At 72.6% G+C, this 17,765-nt stretch carries 15 protein-coding genes; 8 read left to right on the top strand and 7 right to left on the bottom strand.

The genetic code is table 11. The features are described from left to right. Window positions 1-3: 3 nt before the first annotated feature. The 3 genes from E4623_RS05825 to E4623_RS05835 form a co-directional block, all read right to left on the bottom strand. Complete coding sequence (locus E4623_RS05825) at window positions 4-1,107, bottom strand: ABC transporter permease (RefSeq protein ID WP_134765593.1); 1,104 nt, start codon at window positions 1,105-1,107, stop codon at window positions 4-6. A 67-nt stretch (window positions 1,108-1,174) separates the two neighbouring features. After that, complete coding sequence (locus tag E4623_RS05830) at window positions 1,175-2,224, bottom strand: ABC transporter permease (protein WP_134765594.1); 1,050 nt, start codon at window positions 2,222-2,224, stop codon at window positions 1,175-1,177. Then, entirely contained in the window at window positions 2,221-3,783 is a 1,563-nt protein-coding gene (locus E4623_RS05835; RefSeq protein ID WP_134765595.1) for a sugar ABC transporter ATP-binding protein, read from the bottom strand. The genes E4623_RS05830 and E4623_RS05835 overlap by 4 nt, the downstream gene beginning before the upstream one ends. A 141-nt stretch (window positions 3,784-3,924) precedes the next feature. Here E4623_RS05835 and E4623_RS05840 point away from each other — a divergent pair, with 141 nt between their 5' ends. Continuing rightward, complete coding sequence (locus E4623_RS05840) at window positions 3,925-4,953, top strand: LacI family DNA-binding transcriptional regulator (protein ID WP_134765596.1); 1,029 nt, start codon at window positions 3,925-3,927, stop codon at window positions 4,951-4,953. A gap of 6 nt (window positions 4,954-4,959) precedes the next feature. On the opposite strand, the gene E4623_RS05845 is transcribed toward E4623_RS05840, so the two are convergent. After that, window positions 4,960-6,384 (bottom strand): DHA2 family efflux MFS transporter permease subunit, encoded by a 1,425-nt coding sequence (locus tag E4623_RS05845; RefSeq protein ID WP_134765597.1) that lies wholly within the window; start codon window positions 6,382-6,384, stop codon window positions 4,960-4,962. An 80-nt stretch (window positions 6,385-6,464) separates the two neighbouring features. Here E4623_RS05845 and E4623_RS05850 point away from each other — a divergent pair, with 80 nt between their 5' ends. From E4623_RS05850 to E4623_RS05865, 4 genes are all read left to right on the top strand, one after another. Then, window positions 6,465-7,082: a TetR/AcrR family transcriptional regulator gene (locus E4623_RS05850; RefSeq protein WP_245154926.1), complete on the top strand. Its 618-nt coding sequence runs from the start codon at window positions 6,465-6,467 to the stop codon at window positions 7,080-7,082. Window positions 7,083-7,205: 123 nt separating this feature from the next. After that, on the top strand, window positions 7,206-10,433 hold the full coding sequence (icmF, locus tag E4623_RS05855) for a fused isobutyryl-CoA mutase/GTPase IcmF (protein ID WP_134765700.1): 3,228 nt from the start codon (window positions 7,206-7,208) through the stop codon (window positions 10,431-10,433). 154 nt (window positions 10,434-10,587) lie between these two features. Then, complete coding sequence (locus E4623_RS05860) at window positions 10,588-10,932, top strand: DUF4333 domain-containing protein (protein ID WP_134765598.1); 345 nt, start codon at window positions 10,588-10,590, stop codon at window positions 10,930-10,932. Further along, entirely contained in the window at window positions 10,929-11,684 is a 756-nt protein-coding gene (locus E4623_RS05865; RefSeq protein WP_134765599.1) for a helical backbone metal receptor, read from the top strand. The genes E4623_RS05860 and E4623_RS05865 overlap by 4 nt, the downstream gene beginning before the upstream one ends. A 122-nt stretch (window positions 11,685-11,806) precedes the next feature. Here the strand turns inward: E4623_RS05865 and E4623_RS05870 are convergent, their stop codons facing one another. Continuing rightward, entirely contained in the window at window positions 11,807-12,712 is a 906-nt protein-coding gene (locus E4623_RS05870) for a hypothetical protein (RefSeq protein ID WP_134765600.1), read from the bottom strand. Window positions 12,713-13,019: 307 nt separating this feature from the next. After that, window positions 13,020-13,973 carry a YafY family protein gene (locus E4623_RS05875; RefSeq protein WP_134765601.1) on the bottom strand — a complete coding sequence of 318 codons (954 nt, stop codon included), beginning with the start codon at window positions 13,971-13,973 and terminating at the stop codon, window positions 13,020-13,022. Between the two features lie 62 nt (window positions 13,974-14,035). Between E4623_RS05875 and E4623_RS05880 the strand changes: the two genes are divergently transcribed. The 3 genes from E4623_RS05880 (at window position 14,036) to E4623_RS05890 (ending at window position 16,831) form a co-directional block, all read left to right on the top strand. Then, on the top strand, window positions 14,036-15,073 hold the full coding sequence (locus tag E4623_RS05880; protein ID WP_134765602.1) for an ABC transporter ATP-binding protein: 1,038 nt from the start codon (window positions 14,036-14,038) through the stop codon (window positions 15,071-15,073). Further along, entirely contained in the window at window positions 15,070-15,903 is an 834-nt protein-coding gene (locus E4623_RS05885) for an ABC transporter permease (RefSeq protein ID WP_134765603.1), read from the top strand. Before E4623_RS05880 ends, E4623_RS05885 begins: the two co-directional genes overlap by 4 nt. Window positions 15,904-16,114: 211 nt before the next feature. Next, complete coding sequence (locus tag E4623_RS05890; RefSeq protein WP_134765604.1) at window positions 16,115-16,831, top strand: hypothetical protein; 717 nt, start codon at window positions 16,115-16,117, stop codon at window positions 16,829-16,831. Window positions 16,832-16,843: 12 nt separating this feature from the next. On the opposite strand, the gene E4623_RS05895 is transcribed toward E4623_RS05890, so the two are convergent. Then, window positions 16,844-17,701 carry a prolyl oligopeptidase family serine peptidase gene (locus E4623_RS05895; protein ID WP_134765605.1) on the bottom strand — a complete coding sequence of 286 codons (858 nt, stop codon included), beginning with the start codon at window positions 17,699-17,701 and terminating at the stop codon, window positions 16,844-16,846. Window positions 17,702-17,765 lie beyond the last annotated feature (64 nt).

The raw sequence follows: 17,765 nt of genomic DNA on the forward strand, positions 1-17,765 counted from the left end.
TGGTTACGACTTGAGCGACGATCCGCCGGAGGCGGGAGGCTCGGGGGTGGTGCCGACCGACGGCGGGGCCGCCGGCCGTGGAACCCGACCCGGGACGAGCCCGGAGATCCAGGTCAGGAGCGTGGGGGCGATCACCGAGGCGACCAGGAGGCAGCCGATGACGATCTCGGTCACCTCGCCGCGGACGCCGTCGAGACGCATCGCGGAGTTGATGACCGCGATGAGGAGCACGCCGGCGAGGACGCCGGGCAGGCTGCCGCGGCCGCCGAAGATCGACACGCCGCCGAGCAGCACGGCCGCGATCACCTGCAGCTCCAGGTTCACCGCCGAGTCGCCGCGGGCGACGGTGTAGAGCGACTGGTAGATGCCGGCGAGCGCGGCCACGCCGCCGGCCAGCATGAAGAGGATCAGCTTGGTGCGGGCGATGTCGACCCCGGTGAACCGGGCCGCCTCGTCGTTCAGCCCGATCTCGTAGACGCCGCGGCCGAAGGTCGTGAAGTGCAGGAGCACGCCGAAGGCGATCGCGAGGACGGCCAGGGGGATCACGAACAACGGGTAGCTGGAGTCGCCGCCGATCCGGTCCTTGAGCAGGTCGGTCCACCGCTCGGGGAACCCGCTGATCGACTCGGTGCCGAGGAAGCCCTCGGCGAGACCACGGAACAGCGCGAGCGTGCCGACCGTGACGGCCAGGGAGGGCAGCTTGAGGTAGGCGACCAGGAAGCCGTTGACCAGCCCGCACAGCAGGCCGACCACGATCGCGACGCCGACCGCGGCGAGGAACGGCAGGTCCCACTTCGTGTAGGCGATGCCGAGCATGGCCCCGGTGAGCGCCATCGTGCTGGCCACCGACAGGTCGATCTCGCCGGTGATGATGATGAGGGTCATCGGCAGGGCCAGCAGCATGATCGGCGCCGACTCGAGGAACAGGAAGTAGATCGTCAGCGGACCGTCGAAGCCGACGATCGAGCCGCGGGCGTAGACGTAGACGATGGCGAGGAGCGCGAACACCGCGAACTCGCGGGTGGCGACCAGGCGCCACAGCAGCGGGCGGGCGTAGGAGGCGTAGGTGCGCTCGTCGACCGCACGGTCGATGGTTGGCGTGCTCATGCGGGGTCCCCTCGGTGTTGTTCGGCGGAGGAGCGAAGCGGGGGAGGCGAAGAACATCGAGGGGTGTTCATGGTGCGACCTCACGTTCCACGGCGAGCCGGCGTTCGGCCCGGGAGGCGAGGACCCGGTCGAGCACGATCGCCCCGATGATCAGGGCGCCGACGACGGCCTGCTGGTAGAAGTCCGGGACGCCGAGGATCGGCAGCACCCGGTCGATGGTGACGAGGAGGAAGGCGCCGATCGCGGCACCCCACACCGATCCGCTGCCACCGAAGATCGCCACGCCGCCGATGACGGCGGCCGCGACGGCCTGCAGCTCGATGCCCTCGCCGGCGTTGGAGGACACCCCGCCGTAGCGGGTGGCCCAGAAGACGCCGGCCAGCCCGGCCAGCGCGCCCGAGGCGATGAAGGCGCCCAGGACCCGGCGCCGGATCGGCAGCCCGAAGAGCGCGGCGGCGTCGGGGTCGGACCCGATGGCGTAGAGCTCACGGCCGCCGCGCGAGGTCCGCAGGTAGTAGCCGACGGCGACCACGACGACGAGCGAGATGATCGTCAGGACGGGGATGGTGAGCACCTGCGCGGTGCCGAGGTCGAGGAACCCGGGGTCCATCTCGCCCGCGTTGACCCGGTCGCTGCCGGCCCAGTGCAGCAGGATCCCGCGGAAGGCGAGCATCGTGCCGAGCGTGATGACCAGCGCCGGGACCCGGCCGAAGGCGATGATGACCCCGTTGACCGCACCGAGCAGCGCACCCAGCGCGACCGCGCCGAGCGCGGCGACCCAGGGCGAGCTCCCCGACGACATCAGGTCGCCGGCGGCGTAGGCGGTGATCCCGAGCGTGGAGCCGACCGAGAGGTCGACGTTGCGGGTGATGATCACCAGCATCTGGCCGGCCGCGAGCAGGAGCAGGATGCTCGGCGTCAGCAGCAGGTCGCGCCAGCTGTCGCCGCTCAGGAACCCGTCGCTCTTGACCGTCGCCACGACGACGAGGAGCAGCAGGACCACGAGGACGGCGAGCTCGCGCGAGCGGAGCAGGTCGCCGGTCACCTTGGCCAGGTCGGGGCCCCGGCGGGGCGCCGACCCCGGTCCGGCCGACGGGGTCTTCTCGAGGGTGCTCATGCAGTCACTTCCTGGACCATCTCGGTGTCGTGCTCGAGGTGGATCCGGTCGGGCGTCGTGCCGGTGGCCGCGGCCATCACGGTCTCGGGGGTCGCCTCGGAGCGGTCGAGCTCGGCGGTGATCCGCCCCTCGCAGACCACGAGGACGCGGTCGGCCATGCCGAGCACCTCGGGCAGCTCGCTGGAGATCATCAGGACGGCGAGGCCCTGGCCGGCGAGCTCGGAGAGCAGCCGGTGCACCTCGGACTTGGTGCCGACGTCGATGCCTCGGGTCGGCTCGTCGATGATCAGCAGCCGCGGCTCGGTGGCCAGCCACTTGGCGATGACGACCTTCTGCTGGTTGCCGCCGCTCATGGTGGTGGCGGGCATGTCGAGCGCGTTGGTCTTGACCTCCAGGCGCGAGGCCCACGGTCGCACGGCCTTGTTCTCGGCGGCGGTGCTGATCAGGCCGAGCCTCGAGAGCCGGGTGCGGATGACGCCGGCGACGTTGTGGGCCACGGAGGAGTCGACGACCAGGCCCTGCTGGCGGCGGTCCTCGGGGACGAACGCCATGCCGGCCCTGATCGCGACGGTGGGACGACCGGGACGGACGTTCGCGCCGTCGAGCCGGACGGTCCCGCGGTCGTAGCGGTCGATGCCGAAGACGGCCCGGGCGATCTCGCTGCGTCCGGCACCGACCAGGCCGGCCAGCGCGACGATCTCGCCGGCGCGGACGTCGAAGGACACGTCGCGGAAGACGCCGGCGGAGGTGAGGCCCTCGACCGACAGCACGACGTCGCCGATCGCGGCCTCGGTCTTCGGGAAGAGGTCGGCGACCTCGCGACCGACCATCTCCGCGACCAGGGCCGGGACGGTGGTCTCGGCGATCTGGTGGGTGCCGATGTAGGCGCCGTCACGCATCACGGTGACGGTGTCGCAGAGGTCGAAGACCTCGTCGAAGCGGTGGGAGATGAAGACCAGGGCGCGGCCCTCGTCGCGCAGCGAGCGGGCCACGGCGAAGAGCCGGTCGACCTCCACCCCGCTCAGGGCGGCGGTCGGCTCGTCCATGACGAGGAGCGCGGCGTCGAGCGAGATGGCCTTGGCGATCTCGATGATCTGCTGGTCGGCGATCGAGAGCCCGCGCGCCGGGCGCCGCGGGTCGATGTGGACGCCGAGCCGCTGGAAGAGGCCCTCGACCTCGGTGTGCATGGCGGCGCGGTCGACGCGGCGGCCGGCGCCGAGCGGCATCCGGCCCATGAAGACGTTCTCGGTGACCGACAGGTCCGGGAAGAGGGTGGGCTCCTGGTAGATCACCGCGATGCCGGACCCCTTGGAGTCGGCGGTCGAGCCGAAGTCGACGTCGTCGCCGCGGAACCGGAACGTGCCGCCGTCGCGGCGGTGCACGCCCGCGACGATCTTGACGAGCGTCGACTTGCCCGCGCCGTTCTCACCGATCAGCGCGTGGATCGAGCCGGCCTCGACGCGCAGGCTGCCGGAGCGCAGCGCCTGGACCGCACCGAACGACTTGCGGACGTCGGCGAGCTCCAGCACCACCGCCGGCGATTGAAAGGTTTCATTCACGAAGGGAACGGTAGGTGACTGCCATCACAGAACGCAAGCGTTTGCGCAATGTTTTTCGTTGCGCGGCGTTGACACCTCCGACACCGCACCGACACGTAGGGTGAGTCGTACGTTTCACTTACTCGGCGGACAGGGCATCACATGGCGGTCAACGGCGTAGCGCGCTCGGCGTCGGTCAAGGACGTCGCCGCCACGGCCGGAGTGTCGCTCGGCACGGTCTCCAACGTCCTCAACCGACCCGACCGGGTCAGTGCGCCCACCCGTGCCAAGGTCGAGCAGGCGATGGCCGCGCTCGGGTTCGTGCGCAACGAGTCCGCGCGCCAGCTCCGTGCCGGCACGTCCCGCACGCTCGCCTACGTCGTCCTCGACGCCGGCAACCCGTTCTTCACCGACGTCGCCCAGGGCATGGAGACCGCGGCCGAGGACGAGGGGCTCTCGCTGGTGCTGTGCAACAGCGCCCAGCGCGCCGACCGCGAGGCGGCGCACCTCGACCTGTTCCAGCAGCAGCGGGTCCAGGGCCTGCTCGTCACGCCGGTCGACCCCGACTCCCCCACCCTCGACGCCGTGCGCGACCGGGGCACGCCGGTGGTGATCGTCGACCGCACGCGCGACGACGCGACCTTCTGCTCGGTCGCCGTCGACGACGTCCTCGGCGGGCGGCTCGCCCTCGAGCACCTCATCGACCGCGGGCACACCCGGGTCGCCTTCGTCGGCGGGCCGACGAGCCTGGGCCAGGTGCGCGACCGCCTCGAGGGCGCCCGGGCGGCCTGGGCCGACGCGGGACTCCCCGACGACGCCCTGCTCGCCGTCATCACCCCCACGCTCGACGTCGAGGCGGGCCGGCAGGCCGGCGAGCGGCTGGCCGGCCTGCCGGCGTCGCGCCGCCCCACGGCGGCGTTCTGCGCGAACGACATGACCGCCCTCGGCCTGCTCCAGCACGCGATCGGGAGCGGGGTCCGCGTGCCGGAGCACCTGGCGATCGTGGGCTACGACGACATCCAGTTCGCGGCCGCGGCCGCGGTGCCCCTCACCTCGGTGCGCCAGCCCCGCACCGAGCTCGGCCGCGCCGCGGCCGGCCTGGCGATCGCCGAGGCGACCGACCCCGACCACCGGCACCAGCAGGTGGTGTTCACCCCCGAGCTGGTCGCCCGCGAGTCCACCCGCGCCTGAGCCCGGTCAGCGGGCCCGACGCGGGGCGAGCAGCGCCGCGACCGCGGCGATGCCGACGGCGGCGGCACCGGTGAGCAGGGCGGGGCCGACCGCGCCGTCGTACCCGGTGGGGCTGATCTGGCCGCCGTTGCCGAGGAAGACCGCGGTCAGCAGCGCGATCCCGAGCGCGACCCCGAACTCGCGGATCGTGGAGTTCGCCGAGCTGGCCATCGCGAAGTCGTCGTCGGGCAGTCCGTCCAGCACCATGGTTGCGCTCGGGGCGAAGGTCAGGCCCATCCCGACCCCGGCCAGGGCGAGCGGGACGAGGAACGCGCCGTAGTCGGCGCCGCTCTCGGTGACCACCGCGAACCACACCAGCGCCGTGGTCTGCAGGATAAGCCCCACCAGCAGCAGCGACCGCAGCCCGGTGCGGGCGGCCAGGGCGCCGGCGATCGGCGCGACCACCATCGGGGCGGCGGTCCACGGGAGCGTGCGCAGGCCGGCCTCGAGCGGGCTGTAGCCCTGCACGACCTGGAGGTACTGCGAGAGCAGGAAGACCGCGCCGAACATCCCCATCGTGAACGTCAGGCCGATCACGTTGGCCACCGAGAAGCCACGGGAGGCGAAGAGCCGCAGCGGGAGCACGGCGTACGAGCGACCGCGGGCCCAGACGACGTACGCCGGGACCAGGATGACGGCCAGCAGCAACGGACCCAGCACGCCGACCGAGCCCCAGCCGTCGTCGTTGCCGTGCACGGTGCCCCACACACCGGCGAGGACCGCGGAGCCGATCAGCAGGGTGCCGACCGGGTCGAGGCGCTGCCAGGCGCCGCGCGAGTCGCGGACGGCCAGCACGAGCAGCGGGACCGCGACCAGGGCGACCGGCACGTTGAGCCAGAAGATCGCCTGCCAGCTGATCCCCTCGACGACGGCGCCGCCGACGACCGGGCCGAGGGCGACACCGAGCCCCGAGACCCCGCCCCACACCCCGATCGCGACCGGACGCATGGCCGCCGACACCGAGGAGGCGAGCAGGGTCAGCGACAGCGGCATGATCGCCGCGGCACCGAGGCCCTGGACGGCACGGGCAGCGATCAGCGCCTCCGCCGAGCCGCTCAGCGCGGCCGCGATCGAGGCCAGCGTGAACACCGCGATGCCGACGAGCATCACCCGGCGCCGACCGAGGCGGTCACCGAGGGTCGCGGCCGGGAGCATGAAGGTCGCGAAGGTCAGGGTGTAGGCGTTGAGGAACCACGACAGCTGCCCGACGCTCGCGTCGAGGTCGGCCCGGACGACCGGGAGTGCGCTGGTCATCACCAGGTTGTCCAGGGTGGCCATGAACATCGGCAGCGAGGCCGCCACGATCGCGAGCCACACCGGGACCCGGGAGTGGCGATCCGGCGGGCCGGCAGCGGGGTCCCGCTGCTCCGAGGTGGTGTCGAGGGCGGTCATGTCGGACTCCGCATCCGTAGAAGGCATTGAATGATTACTTACGACCGGACGTTAGGTAATCAACTGATAACCTGTCAAGCGTGACGACGAGATCCAGCGCCCCCGTCCCCCGGATGAGCGCCGAGGACCGCCGCGAGCTGGTCCTCGACGCCGCCACCCGCTCGTTCGCGCTCGGCGGCTACCACGGCACCAGCACCGACGCCGTCGCCAAGCAGGCCGGGGTGTCGCAGCCCTACGTCGTCCGCATCTTCGGGACCAAGCTCGAGCTCTTCCTCGAGGTCTTCGAGCGCTCGATGGAGCGGATCGGCCGCGCCTTCTCCGACGTCCTCACCGCCGCGCCCTTCGACCCCGACAGCGACGACGACTGGGGGCGGCTCGGACTGGCCTACACCGACCTAATGGCCGACCGCGACCTGCTCATGGTGATGATGCACGGGTTCGCGGCCGGGGGGATCGACCAGATCGCCGAGAGCAGCCGCGCGTGCATGGGCGCGGTCGTGGCGATGCTGCGCGACGCCGGCGGCAGCGAGGAGCGGATCCGCGACTTCGTCGCCCAGGGGATGCTGATGAACGTGCTGCTCTCGATGCGCGCGCCGGAGCACGTCGACGAGGAGGGGCCCGGACGCGCGGTCGCCCCGTTCACAGTCTGCGCCTTCGGTGAGGCGCTGCCGTTCGTGACCGGCACCGCCCCGGCGTAGGAGGACCGGGGGCGCACGGGGTCGTCCGGTCCCGGTCGACGTCTGGTAACTGGTAGGACTTCCTAGTAATCTGGTGTGGCGTCCTACCAGTTCGCCCCGCCGCGCCGCCTCCTGGGAGCCACCGTGCCCGACCGCCCCGCTCTTCACGTGCCGCAGAACCCCGTCCGGCTCGTCACCGCCAGCAGCCTCTTCGACGGCCACGACGCCTCGATCAACATCATGCGGCGGATCTTCCAGAGCCAGGGGTGCGAGGTGATCCACCTCGGCCACAACCGCTCCGTGCAGGAGGTCGTCGACGCCGCGCTCGAGGAGGACGTCCAGGGCGTCGCGGTCTCGTCGTACCAGGGCGGGCACATCGAGTACTTCGAGTACCTCGTGGAGTCGCTGCGCGCCCAGGGCGCCGACCACGTGAAGGTCGTCGGTGGCGGCGGCGGCGTCATCGTCCACGACGAGATCCAGCGGCTGCGCGCCTCGGGCGTGACCATCTTCTCCCCCGAGGACGGCCAGCGGATGGGCCTGGTCGGGATGATCAACTCCGTCGTCGCCGACTGCGACAGCGACCTCTGGGAGACCAAGCAGGTCACCGCCGAGCAGGTGCTCAGCGGCGACCGGTTCGCCGTGGCCCGGGCGATCACCGGCGCCGAGCTCGGCCGCCTCGACGGCGAGGTGCTGGACGCCGTCCGCGCCGCCGCGGCCCGACACCCCGCGCCCGTGCTCGGCATCACCGGCACCGGCGGCTCGGGCAAGTCGTCGCTCACCGACGAGCTCGTGCGCCGCTTCCGCGTCGACCAGCAGGACAAGCTGCGGGTGGCCGTCGTCGCCATCGACCCGACCCGGCGCAAGGGCGGCGGAGCACTGCTCGGCGACCGGATCCGGATGAACTCCCTCGACGGCGACCGCGTCTACTTCCGCTCCCTCGCCACCCGGGGCGCGCACGAGCTGCCCGACCACCTGCCCGACGTCATCGACGTCCTCAAGGCCGCCGGCTTCGACCTCGTCGTCGTCGAGACCCCCGGCATCGGTCAGGGCGACGCCGCCATCGTGCCGTTCGTCGACACCTCGATGTACGTCATGACGCCGGAGTTCGGCGCCGCCTCGCAGCTGGAGAAGATCGACATGCTCGACTTCGCCGACGTCGTGGCGATCAACAAGTTCGAGCGCCGCGGCGCCGCCGACGCCCTGCGCGACGTCGGCCGCCAGCTGGTCCGCAACCGCGAGGCCTTCGGCCAGCAGCCCGCCGACATGCCGGTCTACGGCACCTCGGCCGCGCGGTTCAACGACGACGGCGTCACCTCGCTCTACCAGCACCTGCGCGGTCTCCTGGCCGAGCAGGGCCTGCCGGTCGCCGACGGCACCCTCGCGGTCGTCGACACCAAGACGTCGTCCGCGATCAAGCAGGTCATCCCGGGCGAGAGGATCCGGTACCTCTCCGAGATCACCGAGACCGTGCGCGGCTACCACCGGCGCACCGACGAGCTGGCCGAGGCGGCCCGCCGGGTGCAGCGCCTGGCCGCGGTGGCCGAGGAGCTGAGCGACCGCGAGGAGGTCGACCGGCTGCTCGAGTCGGCGCGCGAGGCCCTGCCCCGCGAGGTGCGCGACCAGATCGACGGCTGGTCCTCGGTGGTCGAGGCCTACTCCGGCGACGAGCAGGTCGTCGTCGTCCGCGACAAGGAGATCCACACCCAGCTGGTGCGGGAGTCGCTCTCGGGCAACAAGATCCGCCGGGTCGCGCTGCCGACGTACACCGACCACGGCGAGCTGGTGCGGTTCTGGCGCCGGGAGAACCTGCCGGGCCTGTTCCCCTACACGGCCGGCGTGTTCCAGTTCAAGCGCGACGGCGAGGACCCCGCCCGGATGTTCGCCGGCGAGGGCGACCCCGCGCGCACCAACCGCCGCTTCAAGATCCTCAGCGCCGACGGCGACGCGAAGCGACTCTCGACGGCGTTCGACTCGGTGACGCTCTACGGGCGCGACCCCGACGAGCGGCCCGACATCTACGGCAAGGTCGGCACGTCCGGCGTCAGCGTCGCGACGCTCGACGACATGAAGGTGCTCTACGGCGGCTTCGACCTGGTGGCGCCGTCCACGAGCGTCTCGATGACGATCAACGGCCCGGCCCCGACCGTGCTGGCGTTCTTCCTCAACACCGTGATCGACCAGCAGGTCGACGCGTTCCGGGAGCGCGAGAGCCGCGAGCCGTCCGAGGAGGAGCGCGCGATGCTCGCCGCGCACGCCGTCGCGAACGTCCGCGGCACCGTGCAGGCCGACATCCTCAAGGAGGACCAGGGCCAGAACACCTGCCTGTTCTCCACCGAGTTCTCGTTGCGGATGATGGCCGACATCCAGGAGTGGTTCATCCAGAACAAGGTGCGCAACTTCTACTCGGTCTCGATCTCCGGCTACCACATCGCCGAGGCCGGGGCGAACCCCATCAGCCAGCTCGCCTTCACCCTGGCCAACGGCTTCACCTACGTCGAGTCCTACCTCGCTCGCGGCCTCGACATCGACGACTTCGCGCCCAACCTGTCGTTCTTCTTCTCCAACGGCATGGACCCGGAGTACTCCGTGATCGGCCGCGTCGCGCGCCGCATCTGGGCCGTCGCGATGCGTGACAAGTACGGCGCCAACGACCGCTCGCAGAAGCTGAAGTACCACGTGCAGACCTCGGGCCGCTCGCTGCACGCGCAGGAGATGGACTTCAACGACATCCGCACCACGCTGCAGGCGCTGATCGCGATCTACGACAACGCCAACTCGCTGCACACCAACGCCTACGACGAGGCCGTGACGACGCCGTCGGAGGAGTCGGTGCGCCGCGCGCTCGCGATCCAGCTGATCATCAACCGCGAGTGGGGGATGGCCATGAACGAGAACCCGCTGCAGGGCTCGTTCATCATCGAGGAGCTCACCGACCTCGTGGAGGCCGCGGTGCTGAAGGAGTTCGACGCGATCAACGAGCGCGGCGGCGTGCTCGGCGCGATGGAGACCGGCTACCAGCGCGGCCGGATCCAGGACGAGTCGATGCTCTACGAGCACCGCAAGCACGACGGCTCGCTCCCAATCGTCGGCGTCAACACCTTCCGCAAGCCGGCCGGCGACGGCGGCACCCCGACCCACGTCGAGCTGGCCCGCGCCACCGACACCGAGAAGCAGTCGCAGCTCGACGGCGTCCGCTCCTTCCAGGAGGCCCACACCCAGGAGGCCGCCGCCGCGCTGGCCCGCCTCAAGGAGGCCGCGACCACCGACGAGAACGTGTTCGCCGTCCTGATGGACGCCGCCCGCGTCTGCACCCTCGGCCAGGTCACCGACGCCTTCTTCGAGGTCGGCGGCCAGTACCGGCGCAACGTCTGAGCGCGGAGCGGCCGGAGCGCAGCGACGGACGAGCGACGCGTCGCGAAACCCGGGTGGGCCGGTGAACCGGACCGGACCGGACGGGACCGCCCCGACACGCGACGCCTTCACGAGTAGGCGCACGGACGGCCACCACGGGCCCTACGGTGGGCGCATGACCTCCGCCCGGCGTCACCGTGCCCTGCTGCGTCCGTCCCTCCTCGTGGGGGCGGCCGCCCTCGTCCTCGCGGGCTGCTCGGGCGAGGTGTCGGTCGGCTCCGGCACGCCGAGCGTCGACCAGGCCGACGTCGAGGCCAAGATCAGCGAGGAGCTCGAGGCGCAGGTCGGCCAGGCGCCGGACGCCGTCGACTGCCCGGGTGACCTGAAGGGCGAGGTCGACGAGACGATGGAGTGCGTGCTCACCGCCGGCGCGGACGAGGTCGGGGTGACGGTCACGGTCACCGAGGTCGACGGCACCGACGTCGGCTTCGACATCCAGGTCGACGACGAGGTGATGTGAGCGTCGACGACCTCGGCGCCGTCGTCCCGCTGACCGGGATCGCCCGCCGCGTCGTCTCCCTGGTGCCGTCGCTGACCGAGGCCCTGGTCTCGGTCGAGCCGGACGCCGTGGTCGGCGCGACCGACTGGTGCACCCATCCCGGGGACCTCGACGTCACGCGGGTCCGCGGCACCAAGAACCCGGACCTGGCGGCGATCCGCGCGCTGGCGCCCGACGTCGTGGTCACCAACAAGGAGGAGAACCGCGAGCTCGACGTACGACGCCTGCGGGAGTCCGGGGTCGTCGTCTGGGTGACCGACATCGAGACGGTCCCGCAGGCGGTCGCGTCGATGGAGCGGCTGCTCGCCGCCCTCGGCTGGACGACGCCTTCCTGGCTCGCCGAGTCGCGCGAGCTGTGGTGCGGCCCGCTGCCCCCGGTCACCCGCACCGTCGCCGTCCCCATCTGGCGGGACCCGTGGATGGTGGTCGGCGCCCCGACGTTCACCACCGACCTGCTCCGCCGGCTCGGCTGGGCGAACGTGTACGCCGACCCCGCGTCGTCCCGCGCGGCGACCGGCCGCTACCCCGCCGTCGACCTCGCCGACCTCGACGCCGCCGGCGCCGACGTCGTCCTGCTGCCCGACGAGCCCTACGTGTTCACCGCCGACGACGGCCCGGAGGCCTTCACCCGGACGCCGACCGAGCTCGTCTCCGGTCGGCTGATCACCTGGTACGGCCCCTCCCTCGTCGAGGCCGCGGCCCTCCGCGCCTGACGCCGCCGTCGCCAGCCCGGCGGGGGCGGACGCCCGTCTCGAGGTAGTCCCGGACGATCGGCCCCATTTTTCGCGCTGACGTGGGGCCGATCGTCCGGGACTACCCCCGCTCCGGGCCGATCTCATCCCCGCCGGTGCCGGAGCAGGCGAAGGCGCTGGTCCTCGCTGAGCGCGCGGCGCCGGGCCACGGTGTCGGTCGGGGTCCACCACCCGGGTTGCTCGACCGTCCAGGTCCGATCCGCCACGGAGTGGCGCGCAGCCCGGCGGTAGGCGTCGTCCAGCCGAGCGATGAAGGCGTCCGGAGCCCGGGTGTCCGGAGCCGTCATGACGACTCCCTCGAGGTCGTGGTGCCGCAGGAGGCCCTCGCGACGCAGGTCCGTGTCACGCTGGGCGCGGCCGAGGTGGAGCTCGCCGTCGTAGTCGCCGAAGACACCGTGGACCGGGTCGAGGAGGTCCGGGGTCGCGATGTGGTGCCCCTCGAGGTCGAAGAGCGGCCGGTTGCACGTCGGACGCGGTTTCTCGGCCTGGACGACCCAGATGTCGCGCATCGCGCCCTCCTGCGGTGACCAGCTGTTCTCGTCGGAGCCGGCGAGGGCGTCGCGGGCCTGCTGGATCCCGGTCCATCCCCGCTGCCCGGCAAGGAAGACAGCCATCTCCTCCCGCGAGACCAGGTCGTGGAACATCGCCTTCTCGAGATCGACCATGGCACGGCGGCGGGTCGCCTGGTACCTCATGACGAAGGACGAGGCGAAGCGCGGATCGGTGACCGGGACGCCGTCGACCCACCGGACCAGCCGCGGGTCCAGGCCCTCGCCGCTGACGGCGATCCCGGACTGGGGGCGGATGTCGTGGGTCGACACACACAGGTCGACGGGCAGCCGGGTGCCGCTCGCGTCGTCGCCGTCGAACCAGAGCGCACCGCACCACCGGAGGGCGGCCCACCCCGTGACCGCACCACACCACGGGACGACGGCCGAGGCCTCGACGATCCGCTGGTCGACGTCGTTGCCGTCGACGTGGCTCGGCACGTAGTACCCGTGGCTGGTCCGCCGCCACTTCCTCCCCCGAGCCTGCTGTCGTGTCGGTCCCCCACCACCTCGCGACACCGGGAGCACGAGACCGGCCCGCAGCGGGGTCCGCGCGGACAACCTGATGAGGCGCAGCGACCTGTCGATCTCGACCATGACGACGAGGGTGCACCTCGACCCCGCCGTCCGGGTCTCGTTCTCCACAGGCGCGACGGGCCGGGGACCCGGGACCCGGGGTAGTCCCGGACGATCGGCCCCATTTCTCGCGCGAAAGTGGGGCCGATCGTCCGGGACTACCCCGGATTGGTCAGGCGGACGCGGCCGAGAAGAGGGCGGCGACCGACGAGCAGGCGGCACGGAGCTCGGGGGGCGAGTCGACGGTGAACGGGACGGCGAGCCGGGCCAGGACCATGACGGGCCACTCGAGCGCGTCCACGTTCATCTCCAGGAGGCAGGCGTCGTCGCCGTCGGCGGTCACGGTGCCCCACTGCCCGACGGCGTCGGCCACCTGCGGGGCCGGGGCGGCCACCCGCACGCGGACGTCGTGGCGGTGCGGGATGCGGCGGAAGCCGGACTGGACGAAGGCCAGGGCGCTCTCGGCGGGCAGGTCGCGGGGGCGGAAGCGCTGGCCGGTCGCGGTGGCGTCGGTGATCCGGTCGACGCGGAAGGAGCGCCAGTCCTGGCGGTCGCGGTCGTAGGCGACGAGGTACCAGCGGCGGCCCAGGGAGACCAGCCGGTGCGGCTCGACCCGCCGTCGGGTGAGGTCGGCGCCGCGGGCCTGGTAGGCGAAGGCCAGCGGCTCGTCGTCGCGGCAGGCCTGGGCCAGCGTCGTCAGCAGCGCGGCGTCCACGCTCGGACCCTCGCGCCACGGACCGGGCGTGTCGGTCTGCGTCGCCAGCGCGTCCATCCGCCGGCGCAGCGCCGGGGGCATCAGGGCGACCACCTTGGTGAGGGCTTGGACCGAGGTCTCCTCGAGGCCGCCGACCGAGCCGGCGGCCGCCGACCGCAGACCGGCGGCGATGGCGACCGCCTCGTCGTCCTCGAGCAGCAACGGCGGCAGCTGGCCGCCGGCTCGCAGCTGGTAGCCACCGGCCACCCCGCGCGAGGCGTCGACGGAGTAGCCGAGGTCGCGCAGCCGCTCGATGTCACGGCGCAGGGTGCGGCCGCTCACCTCCAGCCGGCTCGCCAGCTCCTCCCCGGGCCAGTACCGGTGGGTCTGGAGCAGGGAGAGCAGCGAGAGCATCCGGGCGCTGGTGGACATGGTCCCAGCATAGTTCTCATTGAGGTCAGTACCTGACCTGAATGGCTCCTAGCGTGCTCGACATGACCACACCACCGCACCCCCACCAGGCAGGTCCGGTCATCCGGACGCAGGCCCTGACCAAGACCTTCACCCGTCACAAGCAGACCGTGGAGGCCGTGCGCGGCCTCGACCTGGAGGTCGCCGACGGCGAGCTCGTCGCGTTCCTCGGCCCGAACGGCGCCGGCAAGTCGACGACGCTGCGCATGCTCACCACGCTCGTCGCACCGACGTCGGGCACCGCCCGGGTTGCCGGGTACGACGTCGTCACCGAGCAGCGCGCCGTGCGCCGCTCCATCGGCTACGTCGGGCAGGGCAACGCCGCCGGGCACCAGCAGCGCGGTCGCGACGAGGTCGTCAGCCAGGCCCGGGCCCACGGCCTGGGCCGGGCCGCGGCCGACGCCCGCGCCGACGAGCTGCTGGCGGCCTTCGACCTCGCCGACCACGCCGGTCGTCCGGTCTCGACGCTGTCGGGCGGCCAGCGCCGACGGCTGGACGTCGCCATCGGGCTCGTGCACCGGCCGCGGCTGATGTTCCTCGACGAGCCGTCGACCGGACTCGACCCGCAGAACCGGGTCAACCTCCAGGAGCAGGTGCAGCGGCTCAACCGCGAGCTCGGCACCACGATCGTGCTCACGACCCACTACCTCGAGGAGGCCGACGCGATCGCCGACCGCGTCATCGTCATCGACCACGGCGTCGTCATCGCCGACGACAGCGCGCAGCGGCTGAAGGCCGGGCTCGGCGACCTCGTCTCGCTCGGCTTCGCGACCCCGGACGACGCCGCCGCGGCCGCCGCCCGCGCGGCGCGGATCGACGGCAGCACCGTCGACCTCGTCGGCGCCCACGGCACGGACGTCGCCGTCCGGGTGGCCCACGGCCGCGACCTCGCCGCCGACCTGGTCACCGAGCTGGCGTCGTCCGGCACGCCGGTCCGGCGGATCGAGGTCGCCAGCGCCACCCTCGACGACGTGTTCCTGAACCTGACCGGACGCAGCCTGCGCGAGACCCAGGGCGGCACCACCGGCGCCGCCGACCACACCGAAGGAGCAGCAGCATGAGCACCCTGACCGGAAGCACCGCCGGAACCGGCGACCCGGCGATCGCGACAGCGAGCCTCCAGCAGGACGCCGCCGTGGCCCCCGGCTTCCTGGCCGACACGTGGAACGTCATGGTGCGCGAGCTCAAGCCGATGCTGCGCGAGCCCGCGTCCGTGCTGTTCGCGATGGTGCAGCCGCTCGTCTTCCTCGCGCTGTTCGCGCCTCTGCTCCCGGACGAGGGCCTCGGCGGCTCGGCGCTGCAGTGGTTCGTGCCCGGCATCATCGCGATGACCGCGCTGATGGGCGCCTCGATGACCGGCTCCAACCTCAGCCTCGAGATCAACACCGGCTCGCACGAGCGACTCCTCGTCTCCCCGCTGCGGCGCTCGTCGCTGCTGGTCGGGCGGGCCCTCAAGGAAGTCGTCCCGATGCTCGCGCAGGCGGTGCTGATCGTCGCGGTCGTGACGCCGTTCAGCTTCGACCTGCACCCGGGCGGGGTGCTGCTCGGGCTCGCGATCCTGGCGCTCTTCAGCGTCGGCATCGGCGCCCTCTCGTTCGCCCTCGCACTCGTGTCCGCGGGCCAGGACTGGCTGTTCTGGACCGTCCAGCAGACGCTGATCTTCCCGCTCCTGCTGCTCGCCGGCGTCCTGCTCCCGATCGACGACAGCGCCCCGGGCTGGCTGCGGTTCCTCGCCGACCTCAACCCGCTCGGCTACATCATCGAGGCCGAGCGTGCCCTGTTCGCCGGCACCGTCCCCGCCGACACGGTCGCGTACGGCGCGCTCGCGGCCGCAGGGGTCGCCGTCCTCGGCCTGGTCGTCGGTCTCCGGACCATGAGGCGCTCGAGCTGACGAGGGGTCGCGCGAGCGCAGCGAGCGCGAGCCCTCGTCGATGGTGGTCGAGCGGGCCGTCACCCCGGGCGCGAGGCGACCGGGGTGAACGGCGGGTCGAGGTCTCCGGGCCCACCGGTCTCGTCGGCGCTCGCTTGCTCAACCTCCGGAGGTGTCGGGGTCGGCGCTCGACGCTCGGCCTCCGGCGTGTCTCGCCCTCTACGCTGCGGGCATGACCGACCTCGACCGGCTCGACGCGACCCGGGTCCGCGAGACGGTGGTGCGGCTCGAGCAGCGGGTGGCGGCGCGGTTCACGGGCCGGGGGATCGTGCGGGTGGTGGGCCGTCTCGGCGAGCTGGTCGCCGAGCTCGAGGGGACGACGCCCGGCATCAACCGCCAGCTGCGGCGGACCCGGGTCGTGTCGCGGGTGCTGGCCGGCGCCGTCCTGCTCGCGACCGTGGTCGGCCTGGCGATCGCGCTCCGCGACGCGGGCGGCTGGGGCGGCGGGGACGGGATCGAGCGCAGCACCGACTGGCTGCCGCTCATCGAGACCACCATCAACGACGTCGTCTTCGCCGCCATCGCCCTGTGGTTCCTGTACTCGATCCCAGACCGGCTCCAGCGGGGCCGCTCCCTCGCGCTGCTGCACCGGCTGCGCTCGCTCGCGCACGTCGTCGACATGCACCAGCTGACGAAGGATCCCGATCGGTTCCGCGCCGACTACGTCGTCACGCCGAGCAGCGTCGACCCGGGCCTGACCGCGACCCAGATGCTGCACTACCTGGAGTACTGCTCGGAGATCCTCAGCCTCCTCGGCAAGGCCGCGGCCCTGGTCGCGGAGGAGTCCCGCGACGCGCTCGTCCTCGACGCCGTCGGCGACGTCGAGACCCTCACGACCTCGCTGAGCCGCAAGATCTGGCAGAAGATCTCGATGCTCGGCCGGGCGTGAGCCGGACGTCGGCTACGCGATCGTGTCGAGGACCTCGAGCGTCCGCGCCCACGCCGCGGACCCCGGGTCGATGACGACGAAGTGGTCGCCCTCCACCTCGACCAGCTCGGCGGTCGCCCCCGCCGCGGTGGCCGCGGCGACGTAGTCGGCCGACTGCGAGAGCGGCACGATCGTGTCGTCGACGCCGTGCACGCACCAGAGCGGGACGTCGAGCGGCAGCTGCTGCGCCGGGTCGTACCGCGCGTCGTCGGTGGTCGGCTCGTGGCCCAGCAGCGCCGTGGCCGCCCCGTCGCCGAGACCCGCGGAGGCCGCGGCCCGCAGGTCGAGCACGCCGGCCTGGGACACCACGTGGGTGACCGGGACGCGCGAGGGCCAGTCGTGGCCCTGCCGCGCCGCGGACCAGGCGGCGAGGTGGCCGCCGGCCGAGTGCCCGAGCGTGACGACGACCGAGGTGTCGACGCCGAGGTCGGCGAGCGCGTCGACGCCCGCGGCGACGTCGTCGAACGTCGCCGGCGCGCCGCCGCCCCCGCCGGTCCCGTCGCCCACGCGGCGGTACTCGAGGTTCCACGCCGCCCAGCCCTCCGCGGCGAGCGACGCTGCGAGCGGCGTCCCGAGGGTGTGGTCGTAGGCCGCCCTCCAGAACCCTCCGTGGATGACGACGACGACCCCGCGTGGTGTCCCCGCGGGGAGGTGGAGTTCGCCGAACTGGCTCGGGTCCGCGCCGTACGCCGTCCGGGCGGCGTCGGGCAGGCCGGGCGGGCGGGCGTCGTTCTCGGCCACGGGCGGGTCCTCTCCACAGGCGGTCAGGGTCGCGCCGGCGGCCGCGAGCGCGCCGAGGGCGGGCAGGCGCAGCAGGGTCCGACGGTGCATCCCTCGATCCTGCCGCACGGGCGTCCGAGCCGGCCGCGCGGCCGCAGCCGGTCGGCGGCCCTGG

The organism is Nocardioides sp. 1609 (assembly GCF_004522105.1).
Taxonomy (GTDB): Bacteria; Actinomycetota; Actinomycetes; order Propionibacteriales; family Nocardioidaceae; genus Nocardioides.

What these genes read in the sequence shown, in the direction of transcription:
- E4623_RS05895 (WP_134765605.1), bottom strand. Translation starts at nt 17,701, where the DNA reads ATGCACCGTCGGACCCTGCTGCGCCTGCCCGCCCTCGGCGCGCTCGCG.
- E4623_RS05860 (WP_134765598.1), top strand. Translation starts at nt 10,588, where the DNA reads ATGACCTCCGCCCGGCGTCACCGTGCCCTGCTGCGTCCGTCCCTCCTC.
- E4623_RS05885 (WP_134765603.1), top strand. Translation starts at nt 15,070, where the DNA reads ATGAGCACCCTGACCGGAAGCACCGCCGGAACCGGCGACCCGGCGATC.
- E4623_RS05890 (WP_134765604.1), top strand. Translation starts at nt 16,115, where the DNA reads ATGACCGACCTCGACCGGCTCGACGCGACCCGGGTCCGCGAGACGGTG.
- E4623_RS05845 (WP_134765597.1), bottom strand. Translation starts at nt 6,384, where the DNA reads ATGACCGCCCTCGACACCACCTCGGAGCAGCGGGACCCCGCTGCCGGC.
- E4623_RS05825 (WP_134765593.1), bottom strand. Translation starts at nt 1,107, where the DNA reads ATGAGCACGCCAACCATCGACCGTGCGGTCGACGAGCGCACCTACGCC.
- E4623_RS05840 (WP_134765596.1), top strand. Translation starts at nt 3,925, where the DNA reads ATGGCGGTCAACGGCGTAGCGCGCTCGGCGTCGGTCAAGGACGTCGCC.
- E4623_RS05830 (WP_134765594.1), bottom strand. Translation starts at nt 2,224, where the DNA reads ATGAGCACCCTCGAGAAGACCCCGTCGGCCGGACCGGGGTCGGCGCCC.
- E4623_RS05880 (WP_134765602.1), top strand. Translation starts at nt 14,036, where the DNA reads ATGACCACACCACCGCACCCCCACCAGGCAGGTCCGGTCATCCGGACG.
- E4623_RS05875 (WP_134765601.1), bottom strand. Translation starts at nt 13,973, where the DNA reads ATGTCCACCAGCGCCCGGATGCTCTCGCTGCTCTCCCTGCTCCAGACC.